Origin of the sequence: Actinotalea sp. Marseille-Q4924 (assembly GCF_916618755.1) — a bacterium.
In the GTDB taxonomy this organism is placed as follows: Bacteria; Actinomycetota; Actinomycetes; order Actinomycetales; family Cellulomonadaceae; genus Actinotalea.
In genome coordinates this window covers 123,771-141,944 of record NZ_CAKAKB010000001.1, presented here as the reverse complement: position 1 = coordinate 141,944, position 18,174 = coordinate 123,771, and the positions used below count along the sequence as shown (strand labels likewise).

Sequence of the window (18,174 nt, the reverse complement as noted above, 5' to 3'; positions counted from 1 at the left end):
CCGCCCTCGACCGGACGGAGGCCACATGCTGCTGCTGCTCGTCGTGCACCTCGCCATGGCGCTCGCGGCTCCCCTCCTCGCGTCCTGGCTCGGGCGGCGGGCCTTCTTCGTGCTGGCGCTGGCGCCGGCGTCGGCGGCGGTGTGGGCCCTGGCCCAGACGCCCGCCGTCCTCAGCGGTGAGGGCCCGGCGGAGGTCGTGGCGTGGGTGCCGGCGCTCAGCATCGAGCTCGCCTTCCGCCTCGACACGCTGGGCTGGCTCATGACGCTGCTCGTCGGCGGGGTCGGCGCGCTGGTCCTCGTCTACTGCGCCGCCTACTTCTCCGCGAGCGCCGCGGGGCTCGGCCGCTTCGGCGGGGTGCTCGTGGCCTTCGCCGGCGCGATGCTCGGGCTGGTCACCACCGACGACCTGCTGCTGCTGTATGTCTTCTGGGAGCTGACGACGGTCTTCTCCTACCTGCTCATCGGCCACTACTCGGACCGCAAGGCCTCCCGCCGGGCCGCCATGCAGGCGATCATCCTCACCACGTTCGGCGGGCTGGCGATGCTCGTCGGGCTGGTCCTCCTGGGCGAGTCGGTCGGGTCCTACCGGCTCTCGGACGTCCTGGCCGACCCGCCGGCCGGCACCGTCGCCTCGGTCGCCGTCGTCCTCCTCCTGCTCGGCGCGCTGAGCAAGTCGGCGCTCGTGCCCCTGCACTTCTGGCTCCCGGCCGCGATGGCGGCACCGACCCCGGTGAGCGCCTACCTCCACGCCGCCGCGATGGTGAAGGCGGGCGTGTACCTCGTCGCCCGGTTCGCCCCAGGGTTCGCGGACGTGCCGGTGTGGAAAGGCGTCGTGGCAGCGGCCGGGACCTGGACCCTCGTCCACGGCGGCTACCGCGCGCTGCGCCAGTACGACCTCAAGCTGGTCCTGGCGTTCGGCACCGTGAGCCAGCTGGGCCTGCTCGTGCTCCTCGTCGGCCTCCCGGGGAAGGCGACGGCGCTCGCCGGCCTCGCCATGCTCGGGGCGCACGCGATGTTCAAGGCGTCCCTCTTCCTCGTCGTCGGCATCGTCGACGCCGCGACCGGGACGCGGGACCTGCGGCGCCTCACCGGGGTCGGCCGCGCCCTCCCCGTCACCGCGACCGCCGCCGCCCTGGCCACGCTGTCCATGATCGGCATGTTCCCCTTCGCCGGCTTCGTCGCGAAGGAGGCGGCACTCGAGGCGCTGCTGGCGGACGCGGGCACACCCACCGGGCTGCTCGTCGTCGTCGGCATGGTGGTCGGGTCGGCGTTGACCGTCGCCTACGGCGCGCGCTTCTGGTGGGGGGCCTTCGCGGACAAGCCACTGCCCAGCACCGACGACGACGGCGCGCCCGTCGAGGCGCCGCACGTGTCCCGCCCGTCCGTCGTCCTCGTCGGCCCCGCCGCCGTGCTCGCCGCACTCGGTCTGGTGCTCGGCGTGCTGCCGGGCCTCGGCGAGCGACTGCTCTCCGGTCACGCGGCGGCGTACGACGGCGAGGCCGGCCACCTGGTCCTCTGGGCCGGGTTCAAGCCGGCGTTCTGGCTGACAGTCCTCATCCTCGGGGCCGGGGCCCTGCTCTTCCTGGCGCGCACCCGGGTGGAACGGGCGCAGTCCCGGGTGCACGTGCCGGTCGACGCGGACCGCGCGTACCGACGACTCATGCGGCGCCTGGACGAGGTGGCCGCGGACGTCACGGCCCTCACGCAGCGTGGTTCGCTCCCCGTGTACCTGGGCGTGATCCTCCTGGTCATGGTCGCGATGCAGACCGTCGCGCTGACGCAGACGGGCCTGCCGGGCGTCGACGAGCTGCGCCTGTACGACCGCCCCGCCCAGGTCGTCGTCGGCGGCCTCGCGGTGGCTGGGGCGCTGCTGGCCGCGAACGCCCGACGGCGGCTCAAGGCCGTCGTCCTCGCGGGCGTGAGCGGCTACGGCATCGCCGCGCTGTTCATGCTGCACGGCGCGCCGGACCTCGCGCTGACGCAGGTCCTCGTCGAGACGGTGACGCTGGTCGTCTTCGTGCTGGTCCTGCGGCGCCTGCCGGCCTACTTCTCCGTGCGGCCCCTGGCGGCCAGCCGCTGGCTGCGCATCGCCGTTGGCGTGGCGTCGGGCCTGGTGGTCGGGGCGCTGGCACTGGTGGTGCCGACCGCGCGGGTGCACGCGCCGGTCTCCGCGGACTTCCCCGAGGAGGCGTACGTCTTCGGCGGTGGCCGGAACATCGTCAACGTCACCCTCGTGGACATCCGGGCGTGGGACACGACCGGTGAGATCGCCGTGCTGCTCGTGGCGGCCACGGGCGTGGCGTCGTTGATCTTCCTGAGCACCCGCAGCGGGTCGATCTTCCGGTCGAGCTCCGCGCGCGGCACCGGTTACGTGTGGGACTCCGTGCCGCAGCCGGCGGTGATCCGCCGCCTCGCCTCCCAGGCGCAGGCCCAGCACGCGGAACGCTCCGGCTCGCCGGGGCGCAACCGCGAGTGGCTCGGCGCCGGCAGCACGCTGGCACCGCAGCGGCGCTCGGTGATGTTCGAGATCATCACCCGGCTGCTCTTCCACTCCATGGTGCTCGTGGGCCTGTACCTGCTGTTCGCCGGCCACAACACGCCCGGCGGCGGCTTCGCCGGCGGGCTCGTCGTCGGCATCGCGCTCATCGTCCGGTACCTGGCGGGCGGACGGTACGAGCTGGGCGACGCCGCTCCGGTGCACCCCGGCCTGCTCCTGGGGCTGGGCCTCTTCCTCTCGGCGGGCGTGGGCCTCGTGGCGGTGCTCGCGGGCGGCTCGCTGCTCCAGAGCGTGATCATCGAGTTCACGCTCCCGGTCCTCGGCCCGATCAAGCTCGTGACGTCCGTGTTCTTCGACATCGGCGTGTTCCTGCTCGTCCTCGGCGTGGTCCTCGACGTGCTCCGCAGCCTCGGGGCGGAGATCGACCGGCACACGGAGGAGGGCGCGCCCGACTCCGCCGACCCGGAGACGGCAGATCCCGACGTCACCGACCGGGACGGGGGAGCCGGGAACCGTCCCCGTGCCGACGCACGCGCGCCGAGGCCGGGGACGTCGATGTCGGAGCCGCTCGACGGCAGCCTCGCCGGCCGCATCTCGCGTGAGGACGCCGGACGATGATCGACACCTCCCCCAACCTCACGCTCGTGATCGTGGCGGCCGCCCTGACCGCCGTCGGCGTCTATTTGCTCCTGGAACGCTCGCTCACGCGCGTGCTGCTCGGCGTGATCTTCGTGAGCAACGCCGTCAACGTCGTGCTGCTCATTGCGGGTGGCCGCGCGGGCGGGGCGCCCATCGTCGACTACACCGACGAGGACTCGATGAGCGACCCGTTGCCGCAGGCGCTCATCCTCACGGCCATCGTCATCACGCTCGGCATGACGGCGTTCCTGCTCGCCATGGCGTACCGCTCGTGGCAGCTCAACAAGCACGACGAGGTGCAGGACGACCTCGAGGACCGCCGGGTCGCCGAGCGCGCCGCCCGCGACGAGGCGGCGTACCGCAGCGACGACGACGCCTCGACCACCCTGGAGCAGGACGCCGCCGAGGTGTACGACGAGACGGGGGGCGCAGGGCCGTCGGGGAGCGGGTCGTCGACAGGCACACCGTCGTCCGCGCCCGGTTCCGAACCCGTCCCGACCCCCGAGGGCGGTGACGCCCGGTGAACGGCCTCAGCCTGTCCGACCTGACCTGGGCCGTGCCCCTGCCCGTCGTCCTGCCGCTCGCCGCCGCGGGTCTGGCCCTGGTGCTGTGGCGCAACGCCCGGGCACAGGGCGTCATCAGCGTGGTCGCGCTGAGCCTCGTGCTCGTCACGTCCGTGGCGCTGCTCGTGGCCGCGGACAGCGGGCCGCTCGTCCTGGACATCGGGAGCTGGGCGGCACCGGTCGGCATCGACCTCGTCGCCGACCGCCTCTCGACGCTCATGCTGACGGTCTCGTCGGCGGTGACGCTGTGCGTCCTGCTCTACTCCCTCGCGCAGGGCCTGGCGGACAACAACGCCGAGACCCCCGTCGCGATCTTCCACCCCACGTACCTCGTGCTGACCGCCGGCGTCGCGAACGCGTTCCTCACCGGCGACCTGTTCAACCTCTTCGTCGGCTTCGAGATGCTGCTCGTCGCGTCGTACGTGCTCATCACCCTCGGTGGCACCGGCGAGCGCATCCGCGCCGGCACGATCTACGTCGTCGTCTCGCTGCTCTCGTCGTTGCTGTTCCTCCTTGCCGTCGCGCTGGTCTACGCGGCCACCGGCACGGTGAACATGGCGCAGCTGGCCATGCGTCTGGACGAGATCGACCCCGACGTCGCCTTCGCCCTGCAGCTCCTGCTGCTGCTCGCCTTCGGGATCAAGGCGGCGATCTTCCCGCTGTTCGCGTGGCTGCCCGACTCCTACCCGACGGCGCCCGCACCGGTGACCGCGGTGTTCGCCGGCCTGCTGACGAAGGTCGGCGTCTACGCGATCATCCGGACGCAGACGCTGCTGTTCCCCGACGGTCGGGCCGACGACCTGCTGCTGTGGGCGGCGCTCGCGACGATGATCGTGGGCATCCTCGGCGCCGTGGCGCAGAACGACGTCAAGCGGATGATCTCCTTCACGCTCGTCAGCCACATCGGGTACATGGTCTTCGGCATCGCCCTGTCCACCGAGGCCGGGCTGTCCGCCGCGGTGTTCTACGTCGCGCACCACATCACCGTGCAGACGACGCTGTTCCTCGTCGTCGGCCTCATGGAACGTCGTGGCGGCTCCACGTCGCTCGACGCCCTCGGCGGTCTGGCGCGGCTCGCGCCGCTGCTGGCCGTGATGTTCTTCCTGCCGGCCATGAACCTCGCCGGGATCCCGCCGCTGTCCGGCTTCCTCGGCAAGGCCGGGCTGATCCAGGCCGGTGTCCAGGTCGGCACGCCGCTGGCGTACGCGCTCGTCGCGGGCGGGATCACCACATCCCTGCTGACCCTGTACGCGATCGTGAAGGCGTGGAACAAGGCCTTCTGGCAGCCCGCGCCGGAGGATGTCGCCGAGGTGACCCTGCCGCGGGGGATGGTCGGCTCCGCGGCGGCGCTCGTCGTCGGCGGTGTGGCGCTGACCGTCGTCGCAGGTCCGCTGTACGACTACACGGAGCGAGCGGCGGCGACGCTGCGCGACCGGGACCAGTACGTGACCGCCGTCCTGCCGGGAGGCCGCGGCGAGGGCCGCTCGGCGGACGTCACCGACGAGGCGAGGCGCGAGGGCGGGACCGACCCCGTCGAGGAGGGCGCGGACCTCGAGGACGTCGGCCCCGGCGGCGGGGAGCGGCAGATCGCCCCGGACGAGACCGGCGGCGAGGGAAGCGGCACAGACGAAGGAGGGGAGCCATGAGCCTGCACCCGCGCCGCCGTGCGCTGCGCGTCCGCGGCTGGACGGCCGTCTGGCTCGCCGTCGCGTGGGCCCTCCTGTGGGGGAACTTCGCGATCGGCACCCTGCTCGTCGGGCTCGTCGTCGGCCTCGCCGTCGTCGCCGTCCTGCCGATGCCGGCCATCGACTTCCACGGTCGTGTCCACGTGGGGCCCCTGCTCTACCTGGTCGCGCGCTTCGTGGCCGACCTGACGGTCGCGAGCATCCAGGTCGCCTGGCAGGCCCTGAACCCGCGTCGGACGCCGCGCAGCGCGGTGCTCGCCGTCCCGCTGCGGAGCCACTCGGACCTCTACCTGACGCTCACGGCGGTGCTCACGTCGCTGGTCCCCGGCTCGGTGATCGTCGAGGCGCACCGGGTCTCCGGCACGCTGTACGTGCACGTCCTCGACGTCGCGACGAGCGGCGGGGTGGAGGAGGCGCGGAGCCACGTGCTGGACCTGGAGGCCCGCATCCTGCGCGCGCTGGGGTCGGACGAGGAGCTCGCCGAGGCGGGGCTGGTCCGGAGCCGGCGCGAGGCCCGCCGCAGCGAGCGGGAGGTGGCGCCGTGATCCTGCCCGTCGTCGCCGTCTGCGTCGTGCTCCTCGCAGCAGCGGGGGTGCTGGCCCTCGTCCGAGCGGAGCGCGGACCGAGCATGCTCGACCGCAGCGTGGCGCTGGACATCCTCACCAGCACGCTCGTCGGTGCCGTCGCCCTGGAAGCGGCCTGGGCCCGGCGCACCGACGGGTTGCCGATGCTCGTCGCCCTGGCGCTCGTCGGGTTCGTCGGCTCGGTGACGATCGCGCGCTTCGCGTCGGTCGAACCCGAGGGCGAGGGTCGCGTGCTCACGCGCGAGGAGCTGGCCGCGCTGGAGACGGAGCGCACCCGGCGGACCGACGAGGACCTGCGGGGCGTCGACGAGGAGCACCACGGCGGGGCGGCGGCCGGGGAGGTCAAGGAATGAGCGGCGACACGATGACCACCGTGCTCGACGTCCTGGCGTCGCTCTGCCTGCTGGGGGGTTCCGCGCTGACGTTCGCTGCGGCGGTCGGGCTCGTGCGCTTCCCGGACCTGCTGGCCCGCACGCACGTGGCCGCGAAGCCGCAGGTGCTCGGCCTCATCCTCATGATCGTCGGGCTGTCCCTGCGCCTCCGCACCGCACAGGCGCTGTGGGTGCTCGTGCTCGTGGCGAGCTTCCAGATGCTCACGTCACCGGTGGCCGCACACATGGTGTCCCGTGCCGGGTTCCGGACGGGGAAGGTGCGCCACGACCTGCTCGTCGTCGACGAGCTCTCCCGGGACATGGAGGCTGCGGAGGCCGAGGCCCGCGGCGAGCCACGCCGTCCGACGGACTGACGCGCGGCGCCGCGGCCTCCGTCACTTGATGAAGCGCGCCGCCCCGCGGGTCGCGAGCACGCGAGCGAGCGCCACGACCGCGCCCGTCACCGTGGCGGCAGCGGCGATCTCGCCGAACCGCTGGTCCCCCTCGTCCTCCGGCTTCGGGGGCCGGTGCCCGAAAGCCTTCGTCCAGACCTGGTTGATCACCTGCTGAGCGGCCCATGCCGCTCCGAGCGCGACGACGAGGCCGAGGATCTTGGCCATCATGTCTTCCTTGGACTGCGTCAGCTCGGGCACGAGCCACCTCCTTGATCGACGGATGCAGGCCTCACGCTAACGGGGCCGGGCCGGTGGCGCAGCGTCGGCACCGGCGCGCTGTCCAGGGTCCCGCGCGCCTCCGTCCATCGGCTCTCCGACACCCGCGGCGGCGGCCCCGCACGTCTTCCTGCCGCTTCCGTGCCGCGCCTCAGACGCTCCGCGTCCAGAGGTAGAGCTGCTCGCCGCGCTCGGTCGCTCGCACAGCCAGGTCGACGATCGCCGAGACCACCTCCTGCAGGTCGCTGGTCGAGGCGTCGATCTCCGCGTCGTCCGCCCACCCGCGGGCGATGTCGCCGACGACGTCCTCGTCCTCGCTCTCCCGCACCGCCGCGAGGACCTCGGTGAGGAAGGCGGGCAGGCCGTAGAGGTTGTCGTGGGCCAGGTCGATCTCGGCGACCTCCACGTCCCCCGAGCCGTACCGGACCTCGCGCGCCGTCACCTCGCCGAGGATCTCCAGGTCGAGCGCCCCGATCTGGGTGAGCTCGATGTGCGGCACGGCACCCGAGGGGATCTCACCGGCATCGAGCACGTCGGCCCGCTCCAGCGCGGCGGCGTGGGTCGCTACGAACAGCTCGCCCAGGACACCCATGTCTCCTCCTTCGTCGGGCCGGCGCTCGGAGTCACCGGTGCGTGCCCAGTCTGTCGCCCCGGACCGTCGCACAGGCCGTGCACGCGCGCGTGTCCAGCGCAGCGGTCGCGGCGGGCGTCGGCCTTCGGTGATCGAGGTGTGCGCGTCACCAGCCTCCGCGTGACGCGCTGGTGCGATCCGCGCCGTGTCCGCCGGGCGGTGATCCGGGGAGTGTCCGGGGAGCCCTGCTCCCTGCAGGGCGGGCGGGTCGTGACCCCGGCAGCGCCGGGGGATCCGTCATCCGGGCTGTGTCGCGCGAGCCGTCATGACCGCCGTGCCGGGCGGTCGGTCCGGTCAGAACGGTGGGACGTCGTCGGGAGGCGCCGGCGCTCGAGGTGCCCCGGAGCGTCCCGGTGAGGGGAGCAGGGACGACCCCGCGGTGCCGCCGGGAGGAGGTTCGGGCACTCCGGGCGGTCGGTCCGGGCCCTGCAGGTACACGTGACCGGACGGCGTGTGCACGACGAACGAACCCGGTCGCGGCTGCGCGAGTCGGAACCCGCCGTGGGTCTTGAAGAGGTGATGCGTCGCGCAGAGCGGACCGAGGTTGTCTGCCGCCGTCCCACCCGGCGAGGGGGTGCCGTCGACACCGGGCGGCGGTTCGCCGTCGGACGCGACGGGCCGTCCACCCTCGCGCGGAAAGGGCTCGGTGTGATCCGTCTGGCAGCGACGCGCAGGCACGCCGCAGGTGGGGAAGACGCAGCTGCGGTTGCGTTCGCGGACGAGCTCCACCATGTCGGCCGGTGGCGCGTACCTGGTCTTCCCGACGTCGAGCACCGTGCCGGACGGCTCGTCGACGAGCAGTCGGCGCCAGGTCCCGTCGACGGCGAGCCGGCGTGCGACGTCGGCGCTGACGGGACCGTATCCGGCGAGCTCCCCGGGTCGATCATCGAGGCCGAGGAGCGTGCCGTATCCGACGGTGACGTGCACGCGGACGGGCGGACCCGCACGGCGCCCCAGCACCATGAACGGGGAGCTCGCGGCCTGGTCGGGCTGTCCCGGACCAGGCGGTGTCGCTCCGCCACCAGGCGGTGTCGCTCGGCCACCAGGCAGCGAGCCCCCGCGAGGGGACTCCCCGGCCGGTGTCGACGGGGGGAGGCCGATGTATCCCGCGGTCCACGCGACCTCGCCCATCGCATCGAGCGCGTCGGCACGGAGCTGGTCGACACCCCGGCCGTCGCCGTCGCGGCGTGCCGCCTCCGCCGCCGCCTGCAGGCAGGCGTCCAGCCGCACGGCCGCCTCGACCGTGAGGGTCGCCGTCATGCTCGCCATGCCGTCCGGCAGGGCTCGGGGTCGCGTGACGCACCGGCGGGCGCGGGCGTGCTCGTGACGGTCCGCCGCGTCCTCCGGGTCGATCTCCTCGAGGATGCGTGCGATGTCGCGGCGCAGCTGGGTCGGCGTCCTGCCGGCGGCCGTGGGAAGCACCCGGTCCTCCACCTCGAGTGCGACGACAGGCGCGACGTGCTCCAGTGACTCGACGACCACCCGAGCCCTGGGCCAGTCCAGGTGTCCCGCCGCGAGCGCGTCACCGGTGCTGTGGTGCACGCTGCGCAAGGCCTGCCCCATGCCGACCAGGGTGGATGCGGCCCTCCGCGAGACACCCAGCCGGAGAGAGAGCTCGCTCGGGGCACCGTCGGCCTCTGCCGGACGCCCCACCTCGCGGGGCCAGGAGGGGTTCATCTCGGGCCGGTCGGCGAGGCGTGCGGCCGCGGCGGCGGCACCTGCTCGCGCCCAGGACACGACACGCTCGTACGCCGCCACCACCTCCACGAGGGACCCGGCATCCCAGGCCCACGCCTCGAGCTCGCCCAGGCTGTCGACCAGCTCCGGCCCGCCCCGCACCTCCGCGAGCAGGCTTCCGACCGGTCCGACGGCGTCCGTGAGCTCCTGGTACGACGACACCCAGGGCCGACGCAGGTCCGACCCGGGCGGGAGCTCACCGCTCCCCGCCGCCGCGTCGTCGTCAAGCCCCGTATCGAACATGTGTTCGACGATAGACCAAGGGTCCGACACGAACGCCGAGATCCCCCTGTCCGCACCGGCGCCACCGCCGGACTGCACGCCCGGGCGCCACCCCGGCTCCGGCCCGGCATGCCACCGCCGCGGCGAGTCGTGTCGGAGACGCCGGTACGATCGTCCTGAACGACAGGGGAGCGTCGTCCGGCCCGCCGGACGCAGGACGCTGAGAGTGCGGACCACCGCAGACCCTCGAACCTGATCCGGTTCACACCGGCGTAGGGAGTCGGGAATCTCAGGGCACACCCGTCGTGCACGGGTCCCTCGTGCACACGGGCGGGCCCACCCCTCCTGGAACGACGAGGAGGAGACATGGCGAGGAGCCTCGCCCGCAGCACCCGGACCAGCACCACAGGCACCACCAGCACCACCACCCGCAACGCCGGCCCGAGCGCGATCGCACACCGCACCCCACCGCGCGTCGCCGTCGGCGCGACCGCCCTGGCCCTGGCGCTCACCGCGTGCACAGCCGTCGGCGGATCCGGCGACGGCGGTTCGGGCGACGCCCCCGCGGACGACCCCGCGGCCACCGACGACGCGTCCGGCGCCGCCGGGGACGCGGGCACCGTCGTCCTGGTCACCCACGACTCGTTCGCGCTGAGCGAGGAGCTCATCACCCAGTTCGAGGCGGACACGGGTCTCACCCTCGAGCAGCGCGCCCCCGGCGACGGCGGCGCGCTCGTCAACCAGCTGATCCTCACCAAGGACGCCCCGCTGGGCGACGTCGTCTTCGGGATCGACAACTCGTTCGCCTCCCGGGCGATCGCCGAGGGCGTCCTCGAGCCCTACAGCTCCCCGGCCGCCGGCGAGGACGTCGCGCGCTACGCCGTCGACGACGAGGGGCACCTCACCGCGATCGACGTCGGCGACGTGTGCGTCAACGTCGACCGGGAGTGGTTCGCCGAGGCGGGCATCCCCGAGCCCGAGACGCTCGAGGACCTCACCGACCCGCAGTACCGGGACCTGCTCGTCGTCACGAACCCCGCGACGAGCTCACCCGGGCTCGCGTTCCTCCTGGCGACGGTCGGCGCGTTCGGCGAGGACGGCTGGGTCGACTACTGGGCCGCGCTGCGCGACAACGGGGTGAAGGTCGCCGCCGGCTGGTCCGACGCCTACTACGTCGACTTCACCGGCCCCTCGAGCGAGGGCGGCGACCGCCCGCTCGTGCTGTCCTACGCCTCCTCGCCGCCGTACGAGGTCCCCGAGGGCGTGACCGACCCGGCCGAGGCGCCGACCCGGGCCCTCCTCGACACGTGCTTCCGGCAGGTGGAGTACGCCGGTGTCCTCGCGGGCGCGGAGAACCCGGAGGGCGCGCGCCAGGTGATCGACTGGCTGCTGAGCCCCGAGGTCCAGGCCGACATCCCCGAGCAGATGTACGTCTACCCGGTGGACTCGTCGGTGGAGCTGCCCGAGAGCTGGTCCACGTTCGCGCCGCCCGCCGAGGACCCGTTCGAGGTCGACCCGGAGACGATCACGGAGAACCGCGACGCGTGGATCCGGACCTGGACCGACACCGTGATCGGCTGAGATCTCCTCACCCCGACCCGCTGAGAGGTCACCCGTGCCCCCCACGACGACGACGCCCCGGCCGGCCCGGCCGTCCGGTGTCGTCGCCCCCCGCCTCGCGTACCGCCCCGGCGGCGCGCGGCGGGGGGCCGTGCGCCGTGGGGCGGTGTGGGCGGTGGTCACCGCCGTCCCGCTCGTGTTCCTCGCCGTGTTCTTCGCGTACCCGGTCGCCTCGATCGTCGTGCGCGGGTTCGCGCCCGACGGCGTCCTGGACCTCACGGCGTTCGGTGACGTCCTCGGCCGCCCGCGCACCTGGCGGATCATCGGTCTGACGGTCGCCCAGGCGACCGTCGCCACCGCGATCGCCGTCGTGCTCGGGATCCCCGGCGCCTACCTGCTGTACCGGTGCGACTTCCCCGGTCGGACCGCGCTGCGCGCCTTCGTCGTCGTCCCCTTCGTGCTGCCGACGGTCGTCGTCGGCGTCGCCTTCCGGTCCGTCCTGGCCGACCACGGCCCCCTCGGGTTCCTCGGCTGGGACGGCACCTTCGCCGCCGTCGTCGCGGCGCTCGTGTTCTTCAACTACGCCGTCGTGGTGCGCACGGTCGGCGGGTTCTGGGCCTCGCTGGACCCCCGCGCGGAGCAGGCGGCCCGCGCCCTGGGAGCGCCGCCGTGGCGCGCGTTCGCCGCGGTCACCCTGCCCGCACTGACCCCGGCGATCGCCTCCGCCGCGGCCATCGTCTTCCTCTTCTGCGCGACCGCGTTCGGCGTGGTCCTCGTCCTCGGCGGGACGGGGTACGGGACGGTCGAGACCGAGATCTGGGTCCAGACGACCCAGTTCCTCGACCTGCCGGCGGCCGCCGTCCTGTCCGTCGTGCAGCTCGCGGTCGTCGCGGTCGCGCTCGCCGCCGCCGGACGCGCGCGGGACCGTCGCGAGCGCGCCCTCCAGCTGCGTGCCGGCGAAGCGGTCCACGCCCAGCGCCTCGCGCTGCACGGGCCGGGGCGGCGCGCCGGGGACGTCGTCGCGGTGGTGACCACGGCGGCCGTCGGCGTCCTCCTCCTCGCGCTGCCGCTCGGCACGGTCCTCGTCCGGTCCTTCCGGACGCGGGAGGGCTGGGGGCTGGGCAACTACGCCGCGCTCGCGACCACCGGTGGCCCGAACGCCCTCAGCGTGACCGTCTGGGACGCCACGGTGACCTCGCTGCGCGTGGCCGTGGACGCCACCCTGCTCGCCGTCCTGGTGGGCGGGCTGGTGGCGCTCGTCGTGTCCCGGCGTCCCCGGTCGCGCACCGGACGGCGCGCGGTCCGGGCCCTCGACGCCGTGTTCATGCTGCCGCTCGGGGTGTCCGCCGTCACGGTCGGCTTCGGGTTCCTCGTCGCGCTGCAGCGACCGTTCGGGCTCGAGCTCAACCTCCGCGACTCCCTCGTCCTCATCCCCGTCGCGCAGGCCGTCGTCGCGGTGCCACTCGTGGTGCGTACGGTGCTGCCCGTGCTCCGCGCCATCGACACCCGGCTGCACGAGGCTGCGGCCGTGCTCGGTGCGGCGCCCGGGCAGGTCCTGCGCCTCGTCGACTGGCCGCTCGCGGCCCGCTCCCTCGGGCTCGCCGTCGGGCTGGCCTTCGCCGTGAGCCTCGGGGAGTTCGGCGCGACCGCGTTCCTCGCCCGGCCCGACCAGCCGACCCTGCCCGTGGTCATCTTCCGGCTCATCGGCCGCCCGGGTGCGGACAACCTCGGCATGGCGCTGGCCGCGTCCGTCGTCCTCGCGGTCCTCACCGCGACGGTCATGCTGCTCACCGAACGACTGCGCGCCGGTGGCCGCACGGCCGCGGCGGGGGAGTTCTGATGGCGCACGCCGGCGGCCCGCGCGCAGCGACGCCCGCCCGGACGGCTCGGGGCGGCTCGGGCGGGCTCGAGGTGCGCGACGTCGTCGTCCTCTACCGCGACGACGACGGGACGACCAAGGCCGCCGTCGACGGGCTCGACCTCGACGTCGCGCCCGGGGAGGTCGTCGCCCTGCTGGGCCCGTCCGGCAGCGGCAAGTCGAGCCTGCTGCGGGCCGTGGCGGGGCTCGAGCCCGTCGCACGCGGATCCATCACCTGGGGCGGGACCGATCTCGCCGGCGTGCCCGTGCACCAGCGGGGCATCGGGCTGATGTTCCAGGACGGTCAGCTGTTCCCGCACCGGGACGTCGCCGCCAACGTCGCGTTCGGCCTGCAGATGCAGCGGGTGCCCCGCCCGGACCGCGCGCGGCGGGTCGCGGAGCTCCTCGAGCTCGTCGGTCTCGACGGCTTCGGAGAGCGCGACGTGAGCAGCCTCTCCGGCGGGGAGCGGCAGCGCGTCGCGCTGGCCCGGTCGCTGGCGCCCCGCCCCCGGCTGGTGCTCCTCGACGAGCCCCTCTCGGCGCTGGACCGCGCCCTGCGCGAGCGCCTGGCCGACGACGTCCGCACCGCGCTGCACGCCACCGGGACGACGGCGCTCTTCGTCACGCACGACCACGACGAGGCCTTCGCCGTCGCGGACCGCATCGCGGTCATGGACGTCGGCAGGCTGCTGCAGGTCGATCCTCCGGCGCGCCTGTGGCACCGGCCCGCCTCGCGCCGGGTCGCGCAGTTCCTGGGCTACGAGGCCTTCGTCGCCGCCGAGACGCCCGCGGGCCGGCTGCTGCTCGGCGAGGGACGGGTGGACGGCGCGGCGACCCTGCTGGCGGTCGGCCCGGGCTCGCTCGTGCCCGCCGACGACGACCCCGCGGAGGCGGGTGGGACGTCCGCGGGCACGCCCGCCGGCACGCTCACCGGCACGGTGGTCCAGTCGGGCTTCCGGCGCGGCGTCGTGGAGATGGTCGTGGACGTCCCCGACGTCGGGCGCGTGACCGTCGTCGTCCCGAGCAGCGGCGTCCAGCACGGGTCCCCCGGGCCGGGCACGACCGTGGCGCTTCGCCCACGCCCGGAGGCGATCGCCGTCGTCGACGGCTGACCGCTCCCGCCCGGGGGCATGCCCGCCCGGAGGCATGCCCGCCCGGTGGCCGCGGACGCCCACCCCGGCACGATGGCGCAGATGCTCCGCGTCCTGCACGACGAGCACGGCGGCGTCGGCGCGGTCCTCACGGACGCCGCCCTCACCGGCGCCGGCCTCACCGACGCCGGCCTCACCGAGCGGACGACGGCGCGGCTGCGCGAGCGCCTCCCGGCGCCGACCCGAGCCGCTTCTGCCACTCCCCCGCCACCCCTGCCGGCCGGAAGCCCAGCGCCACGTTGATCCCGAGCATGAACGCGTTCTCCTCGGCGTTCCACGTGTGCACGCGACCGGCCCCGGGCCGCACGGCCGGCAGGCGCCGCAGCAGGTCCGTCTTCATGAGCATCCCTAGCCGGTGCCCCCGGTGCTCGGCCACGACGATCGTGTCCTCCTGGAAGACCGGCCCCGGCCGGTCCAGCTGGAACTGCACCATCGTGAAACCCGCCAGTGCCCCGCTGTGCACGTGCTCGGCGGCGACCAGGAGGTACCCGTGCCCGGAGGCGGCGATGTCCGCCTCGTACCGACGCAGCCGCGCGGCGTCCCACGGGTCCTCCTCGAGGTCCAGGCCCGCCTGCGGCTCGTCCGTCGACATCCGCGTCTCCAGGTGCGCCCAGCCGTCGACCCAGCGGTCCGGTGCGTGGTCCTGCCACGAGACGAGGCGGTAGTCCTCGCCCGCCCGGGCCGCGGCGGCGTCGTGCAGGGCGGGCAGCCGGTCCGGGGCGACGGGGAGGTCCAGCACCGAGTACCGGGCCGCCTGCTCCAGCGCGTACCCGTGCCGCAGGCACAGGGCGGCGCCGGGGTCGTCGGCGGCGATCCGCCCCGCGCCGCTCGCCGGCTCCAGCACGCCCGGCCGGTCCGGAGCCGGCTCGCTGCCGTGCTCGCTCTCGAGGATGACGGTCGTCCGGCGGTCGGCGAGCGCGAGCTCCTCTGCCGCCAGGAGCAGGGCGGTCCCGGCGCCCCGACGTCGGGCGGACGGTCGGACCGTCACCGAGACGTGAGCGACGTGCTGGTTGCTGTGCCGCGGGAGGACGACCGAGGCGCTCCCGACGACGTCGGCGGCGGTCGGGTGGGTGATGCCGGTGGGCACGGCGACGAGGCGGAGGCGGCGGGCGTACTCCTGCTCCTGCAGCCTCGCCCACAGGTACTGCGCCGTGAAGGCGAGGTCCTCGTGGCCGTAGGTGTCGACGTCGACCTCCCGCGAGACGACCTCCGCGCCGTGCAGCGCCCACGCGTCCGGGTGGTCCAGGGCGTCGGGAACCGGGGCGGGCAGCACCTGCCAGGTCGACGGCGCGGCGGGGGCGCTCGTGGCGGGGGACGTCTGCGTCATGGGCTCACTGTCCGCCCGTCGCCGCCGGCCTGGCGAGCGGAATTCGCCGTTCCGGGGGCGCGACGCACCGCGCGGTGCCATGATCGGCCAGCGAGGAAGGGGTCGACATGACACAGGGACCGGACGACGACGTCACCGTCGAGGACACCGACCAGAGGGGCGACCGCGAGGGCGCCCAGCACACCGACGACGCGGGTCGCACGGCCGGCGGTGCGGACGCCGACGGCGGCGCGGACCCCGGCACGGACGCGGACGACACGGGCCATGCCGACGACGCTGCCCAGGGCAGCGCGGCGGAGCGGCTGCTCGTGGAGATGGTCCTCGCCGCCCCCGCCGACGTCGCGTGGGCCGCGCTGCGCGACCCGGACACGATCCGGCGCTGGTTCGGCTGGGACGACGACGGGCTCGGCGCCGAGATCCACGAGATCTTCGCCGAGCAGGCGACCGCCGACGACGACGCCCGCACCCTCACGTGGTCCGACGGCGACCGGATCACCGTGCAGGAGGAGGCGCCGGGGCAGAGCCGGCTGCGCCTGGTCCGCCGGGGGCATGGGGCGTGGGACGGCGTGCACGACGTCATCGACGAGGGCTGGATCACCTTCACCCAGCAGCTCCGCTTCCTCCTCGAGCGGCACCGGGACGACGAGCGCCGGACGGTGCTGGCCGCCGGCCTCGACCTCGGGGCCGACGACGACGCCCTGCTGGACCGGCTCGGCCTGCGGTCGCTCGGCGACGACGCCGTCGGCTCCCGCTACTCCGTCACCCGGCCCGACGGCTCCACGATCACCGGCGAGGTGTTCTTCCAGACGGACCTGCAGATCGGGCTCACCGTCGAGGAGGAGGACGACGCGCTGCTGGTCGTCTCCCGCACGCCGCCGGCGAGCGCACCGCCGCACGGGACGGTGACCTTCCTGCTCAGCCTGTTCGGCGAGACGGCCACCGACGAGGAGCGGCGCGCGGCAGCCGAGCAGCGGTGGCGGTCCTGGTGGGACGGGTCACCGGCCGGCGACGGCCCGGGCGACCCGGACGCGGGCTAGGAGGCGGCGGGCTCGTCCCCGGCAGGGGACTCGGCGACGTCCGCGGCGCCGTCGGACGCCCGCGGACCGACACCCCCGGCCACCTGGAGGCCGAAGAGCGCCTCGAGCCCGTCCCGGTACTCCTCGTGGCGACCGAGTCGCGCGTGCTCGCGCGCCCGCACGGCCGGGACGTGCAGCACCGACGCCGCGAACCGGCGCAGGGAGCGCTCGACCGCGGCCGCCGTCTCGGGGTCCCCGGCACGGACGCGGTGCAGCTCCGCCGCCATCGCCTGCTCGACGTGGCGTCGCAGGGCGACGACCGCCGGCACGAGCGTCTGCTCGGCGAGCGTCGCCTCGAACTCGGCGGCGTGCTCGTCGACGATCCGCCGCCCGCGCACGACCTCCCGGGAGACGGCGGCGGGCGCGTTCGCCTGGATCGTGGCGAGGTCGACCAGCCGCACGCCGGGCACCGTGGCGACCGCGGGGTCGACGTCGTGGGCGAGCGCGAGGTCGACGAGGACCCGCGGGCGGGCCGGTGCCTCGGCCGCGTGGGCACCGCCCTCGCGCGGCTGGGCACCGCTCGTCCCCTCACGCACGTGCGCCTCGCGCGCCGCCTTGACGAGGGGGACGTCGACGACCGGGCCGAGCGCCCCCGAGCAGGAGACGACGACGTCCGCCTCCGCGAGGGCCGCGGGGAGGCCGCCGACCTCGACAGCCCGGGCGCCGCGGTCGGTCGCGAAGCCGTGGGCGCGCCCCGACGGGGAGTACACGGCGACGTCGTGGACCCCGCGGGTGCGCAGGGCCGTGAGGCTCGCGCCCGCGTAGGAGCCGGTCCCGATGAGCAGCACGGACGACCGACGCAGGTCCACGTCCTGCGCGACGAGGTCGAGCGCGACGCCGACCACCGACCGGCCCGTCCCGCCCAGCCCGGTACGCGAGCCGACGGCCCTCGACGTGCGCGAGGCGGACTGGAACAGGCGCTCGAGCGTGGAGGACGTCGTGCCGAGGGCGCGCGCGGTCTGCAGCGCGCGGCGCACCTGCCCGGCCACCTCGCGTTCCCCGACGACCATGGAGTCCAGACCCGAGGCGACCGCGAAGAGGTGACGGCTCACCGCCGGGCCGACGGCGAGCTGGAGCGACTCGGCCACCGCGTCGGGGTCCAGCCCGGACGTGCGGGCGACGACGGTCATGACGTCCCGGGCGGCGTCGGCGATCGCGGCCCGGTGGGCGCGGTCGGCGAGCGACTCCGCCTCCGGCGCGGGTCGAGCCGCGCCGACCGCCGGCGGGGCCGGGATGACCGCGGAGGGCCCGGTGCCGTCGGCTGCCGGCTCGGCGGCCGGGTCGCCGGGCCGTCCGGCGGTGAGGGGCTCGACTGCGCGCAGGGTGACCGGGGCGCCGTCGTCGGCGGGGCGGGGGATGTCCGTGTCGAGGTACAGCTCGAACCGGTTGCAGGTCGCCAGGACGACGCAACCGGTGATCGCGGGGCTGTCCGCCACGACGCTGGTCCCGACGGAGTGCGCGCCGGAGCTCAGCTGCTCCAGGACGTCGAGATCGAGGTCGCGATGACTCGCCGAGAGGCTCAGGAGGACCACAACGCCCTCGATTCAACCAGCCCCCCGAATGGTTGGCACAATCGCAGGGTGAATCTGCCAGGAAGTCATC

The 18,174-nt window shown here is 74.6% G+C and carries 15 protein-coding genes and 1 riboswitch; of the genes, 10 read left to right on the top strand and 5 right to left on the bottom strand.

Annotation, left to right across the window (positions count from 1 at the left end):
• The first annotated feature begins 25 nt into the window (after positions 1-25).
• From LG379_RS00585 to mnhG, 6 genes are read left to right on the top strand one after another with little or no spacing between them, the layout of a single operon-like run.
• The gene (locus LG379_RS00585) at positions 26-3,115 is read left to right on the top strand and encodes a Na+/H+ antiporter subunit A (RefSeq protein ID WP_225752663.1); all 3,090 of its coding nucleotides are present in this window, start codon (positions 26-28) and stop codon (positions 3,113-3,115) included.
• Positions 3,112-3,660 (top strand): Na(+)/H(+) antiporter subunit C, encoded by a 549-nt coding sequence (locus LG379_RS00580; protein WP_225752662.1) that lies wholly within the window; start codon positions 3,112-3,114, stop codon positions 3,658-3,660. The genes LG379_RS00585 and LG379_RS00580 overlap by 4 nt, the downstream gene beginning before the upstream one ends.
• 11 nt (positions 3,661-3,671) lie before the next feature.
• Entirely contained in the window at positions 3,672-5,345 is a 1,674-nt protein-coding gene (locus LG379_RS00575; RefSeq protein ID WP_225753318.1) for a Na+/H+ antiporter subunit D, read from the top strand.
• Entirely contained in the window at positions 5,342-5,929 is a 588-nt protein-coding gene (locus LG379_RS00570; RefSeq protein WP_225752661.1) for a Na+/H+ antiporter subunit E, read from the top strand. The genes LG379_RS00575 and LG379_RS00570 overlap by 4 nt, the downstream gene beginning before the upstream one ends.
• Positions 5,926-6,321, top strand: a complete 396-nt coding sequence (locus LG379_RS00565) for a monovalent cation/H+ antiporter complex subunit F (protein WP_225752660.1) — start codon at positions 5,926-5,928, stop codon at positions 6,319-6,321. Before LG379_RS00570 ends, LG379_RS00565 begins: the two co-directional genes overlap by 4 nt.
• Positions 6,318-6,713, top strand: a complete 396-nt coding sequence (gene mnhG, locus LG379_RS00560) for a monovalent cation/H(+) antiporter subunit G (RefSeq protein WP_225752659.1) — start codon at positions 6,318-6,320, stop codon at positions 6,711-6,713. The genes LG379_RS00565 and mnhG overlap by 4 nt, the downstream gene beginning before the upstream one ends.
• A gap of 21 nt (positions 6,714-6,734) precedes the next feature.
• On the opposite strand, the gene LG379_RS00555 is transcribed toward mnhG, so the two are convergent.
• The 3 genes from LG379_RS00555 to LG379_RS00545 form a co-directional block, all read right to left on the bottom strand.
• Positions 6,735-6,992 carry a DUF4235 domain-containing protein gene (locus tag LG379_RS00555; RefSeq protein ID WP_225752658.1) on the bottom strand — a complete coding sequence of 86 codons (258 nt, stop codon included), beginning with the start codon at positions 6,990-6,992 and terminating at the stop codon, positions 6,735-6,737.
• A 169-nt stretch (positions 6,993-7,161) separates the two neighbouring features.
• Positions 7,162-7,602, bottom strand: coding sequence for a hypothetical protein (locus tag LG379_RS00550; RefSeq protein WP_225752657.1), 441 nt, complete (start codon positions 7,600-7,602; stop codon positions 7,162-7,164).
• Positions 7,603-7,935: 333 nt separating this feature from the next.
• Positions 7,936-9,621 (bottom strand): DUF222 domain-containing protein, encoded by a 1,686-nt coding sequence (locus LG379_RS00545; RefSeq protein WP_225752656.1) that lies wholly within the window; start codon positions 9,619-9,621, stop codon positions 7,936-7,938.
• Between the two features lie 154 nt (positions 9,622-9,775).
• Positions 9,776-9,896, top strand: a riboswitch (TPP riboswitch).
• Positions 9,897-9,966: 70 nt separating this feature from the next.
• Between LG379_RS00545 and LG379_RS00540 the strand changes: the two genes are divergently transcribed.
• Genes LG379_RS00540 through LG379_RS00530 form a run of 3 tightly spaced genes read left to right on the top strand, consistent with a single transcriptional unit; the run spans position 9,967 to position 14,130 of the window.
• Positions 9,967-11,181, top strand: coding sequence for a thiamine ABC transporter substrate binding subunit (locus tag LG379_RS00540; RefSeq protein WP_225752655.1), 1,215 nt, complete (start codon positions 9,967-9,969; stop codon positions 11,179-11,181).
• A 34-nt stretch (positions 11,182-11,215) separates the two neighbouring features.
• On the top strand, positions 11,216-13,000 hold the full coding sequence (locus LG379_RS00535) for an ABC transporter permease (RefSeq protein ID WP_370634405.1): 1,785 nt from the start codon (positions 11,216-11,218) through the stop codon (positions 12,998-13,000).
• The gene (locus LG379_RS00530) at positions 13,000-14,130 is read left to right on the top strand and encodes an ABC transporter ATP-binding protein (RefSeq protein WP_225752654.1); all 1,131 of its coding nucleotides are present in this window, start codon (positions 13,000-13,002) and stop codon (positions 14,128-14,130) included. The genes LG379_RS00535 and LG379_RS00530 overlap by 1 nt, the downstream gene beginning before the upstream one ends.
• Before the next feature lie 172 nt (positions 14,131-14,302).
• On the opposite strand, the gene LG379_RS00525 is transcribed toward LG379_RS00530, so the two are convergent.
• Positions 14,303-15,496, bottom strand: a complete 1,194-nt coding sequence (locus tag LG379_RS00525) for a GNAT family N-acetyltransferase (RefSeq protein WP_225752653.1) — start codon at positions 15,494-15,496, stop codon at positions 14,303-14,305.
• Positions 15,497-15,603: 107 nt separating this feature from the next.
• Between LG379_RS00525 and LG379_RS00520 the strand changes: the two genes are divergently transcribed.
• Positions 15,604-16,533: a hypothetical protein gene (locus LG379_RS00520; RefSeq protein ID WP_225752652.1), complete on the top strand. Its 930-nt coding sequence runs from the start codon at positions 15,604-15,606 to the stop codon at positions 16,531-16,533.
• Here the strand turns inward: LG379_RS00520 and LG379_RS00515 are convergent.
• Positions 16,530-18,104, bottom strand: a complete 1,575-nt coding sequence (locus tag LG379_RS00515) for a glutamyl-tRNA reductase (RefSeq protein ID WP_225752651.1) — start codon at positions 18,102-18,104, stop codon at positions 16,530-16,532. The genes LG379_RS00520 and LG379_RS00515 overlap by 4 nt on opposite strands.
• Between the last annotated feature and the right edge of the window lie 70 nt (positions 18,105-18,174).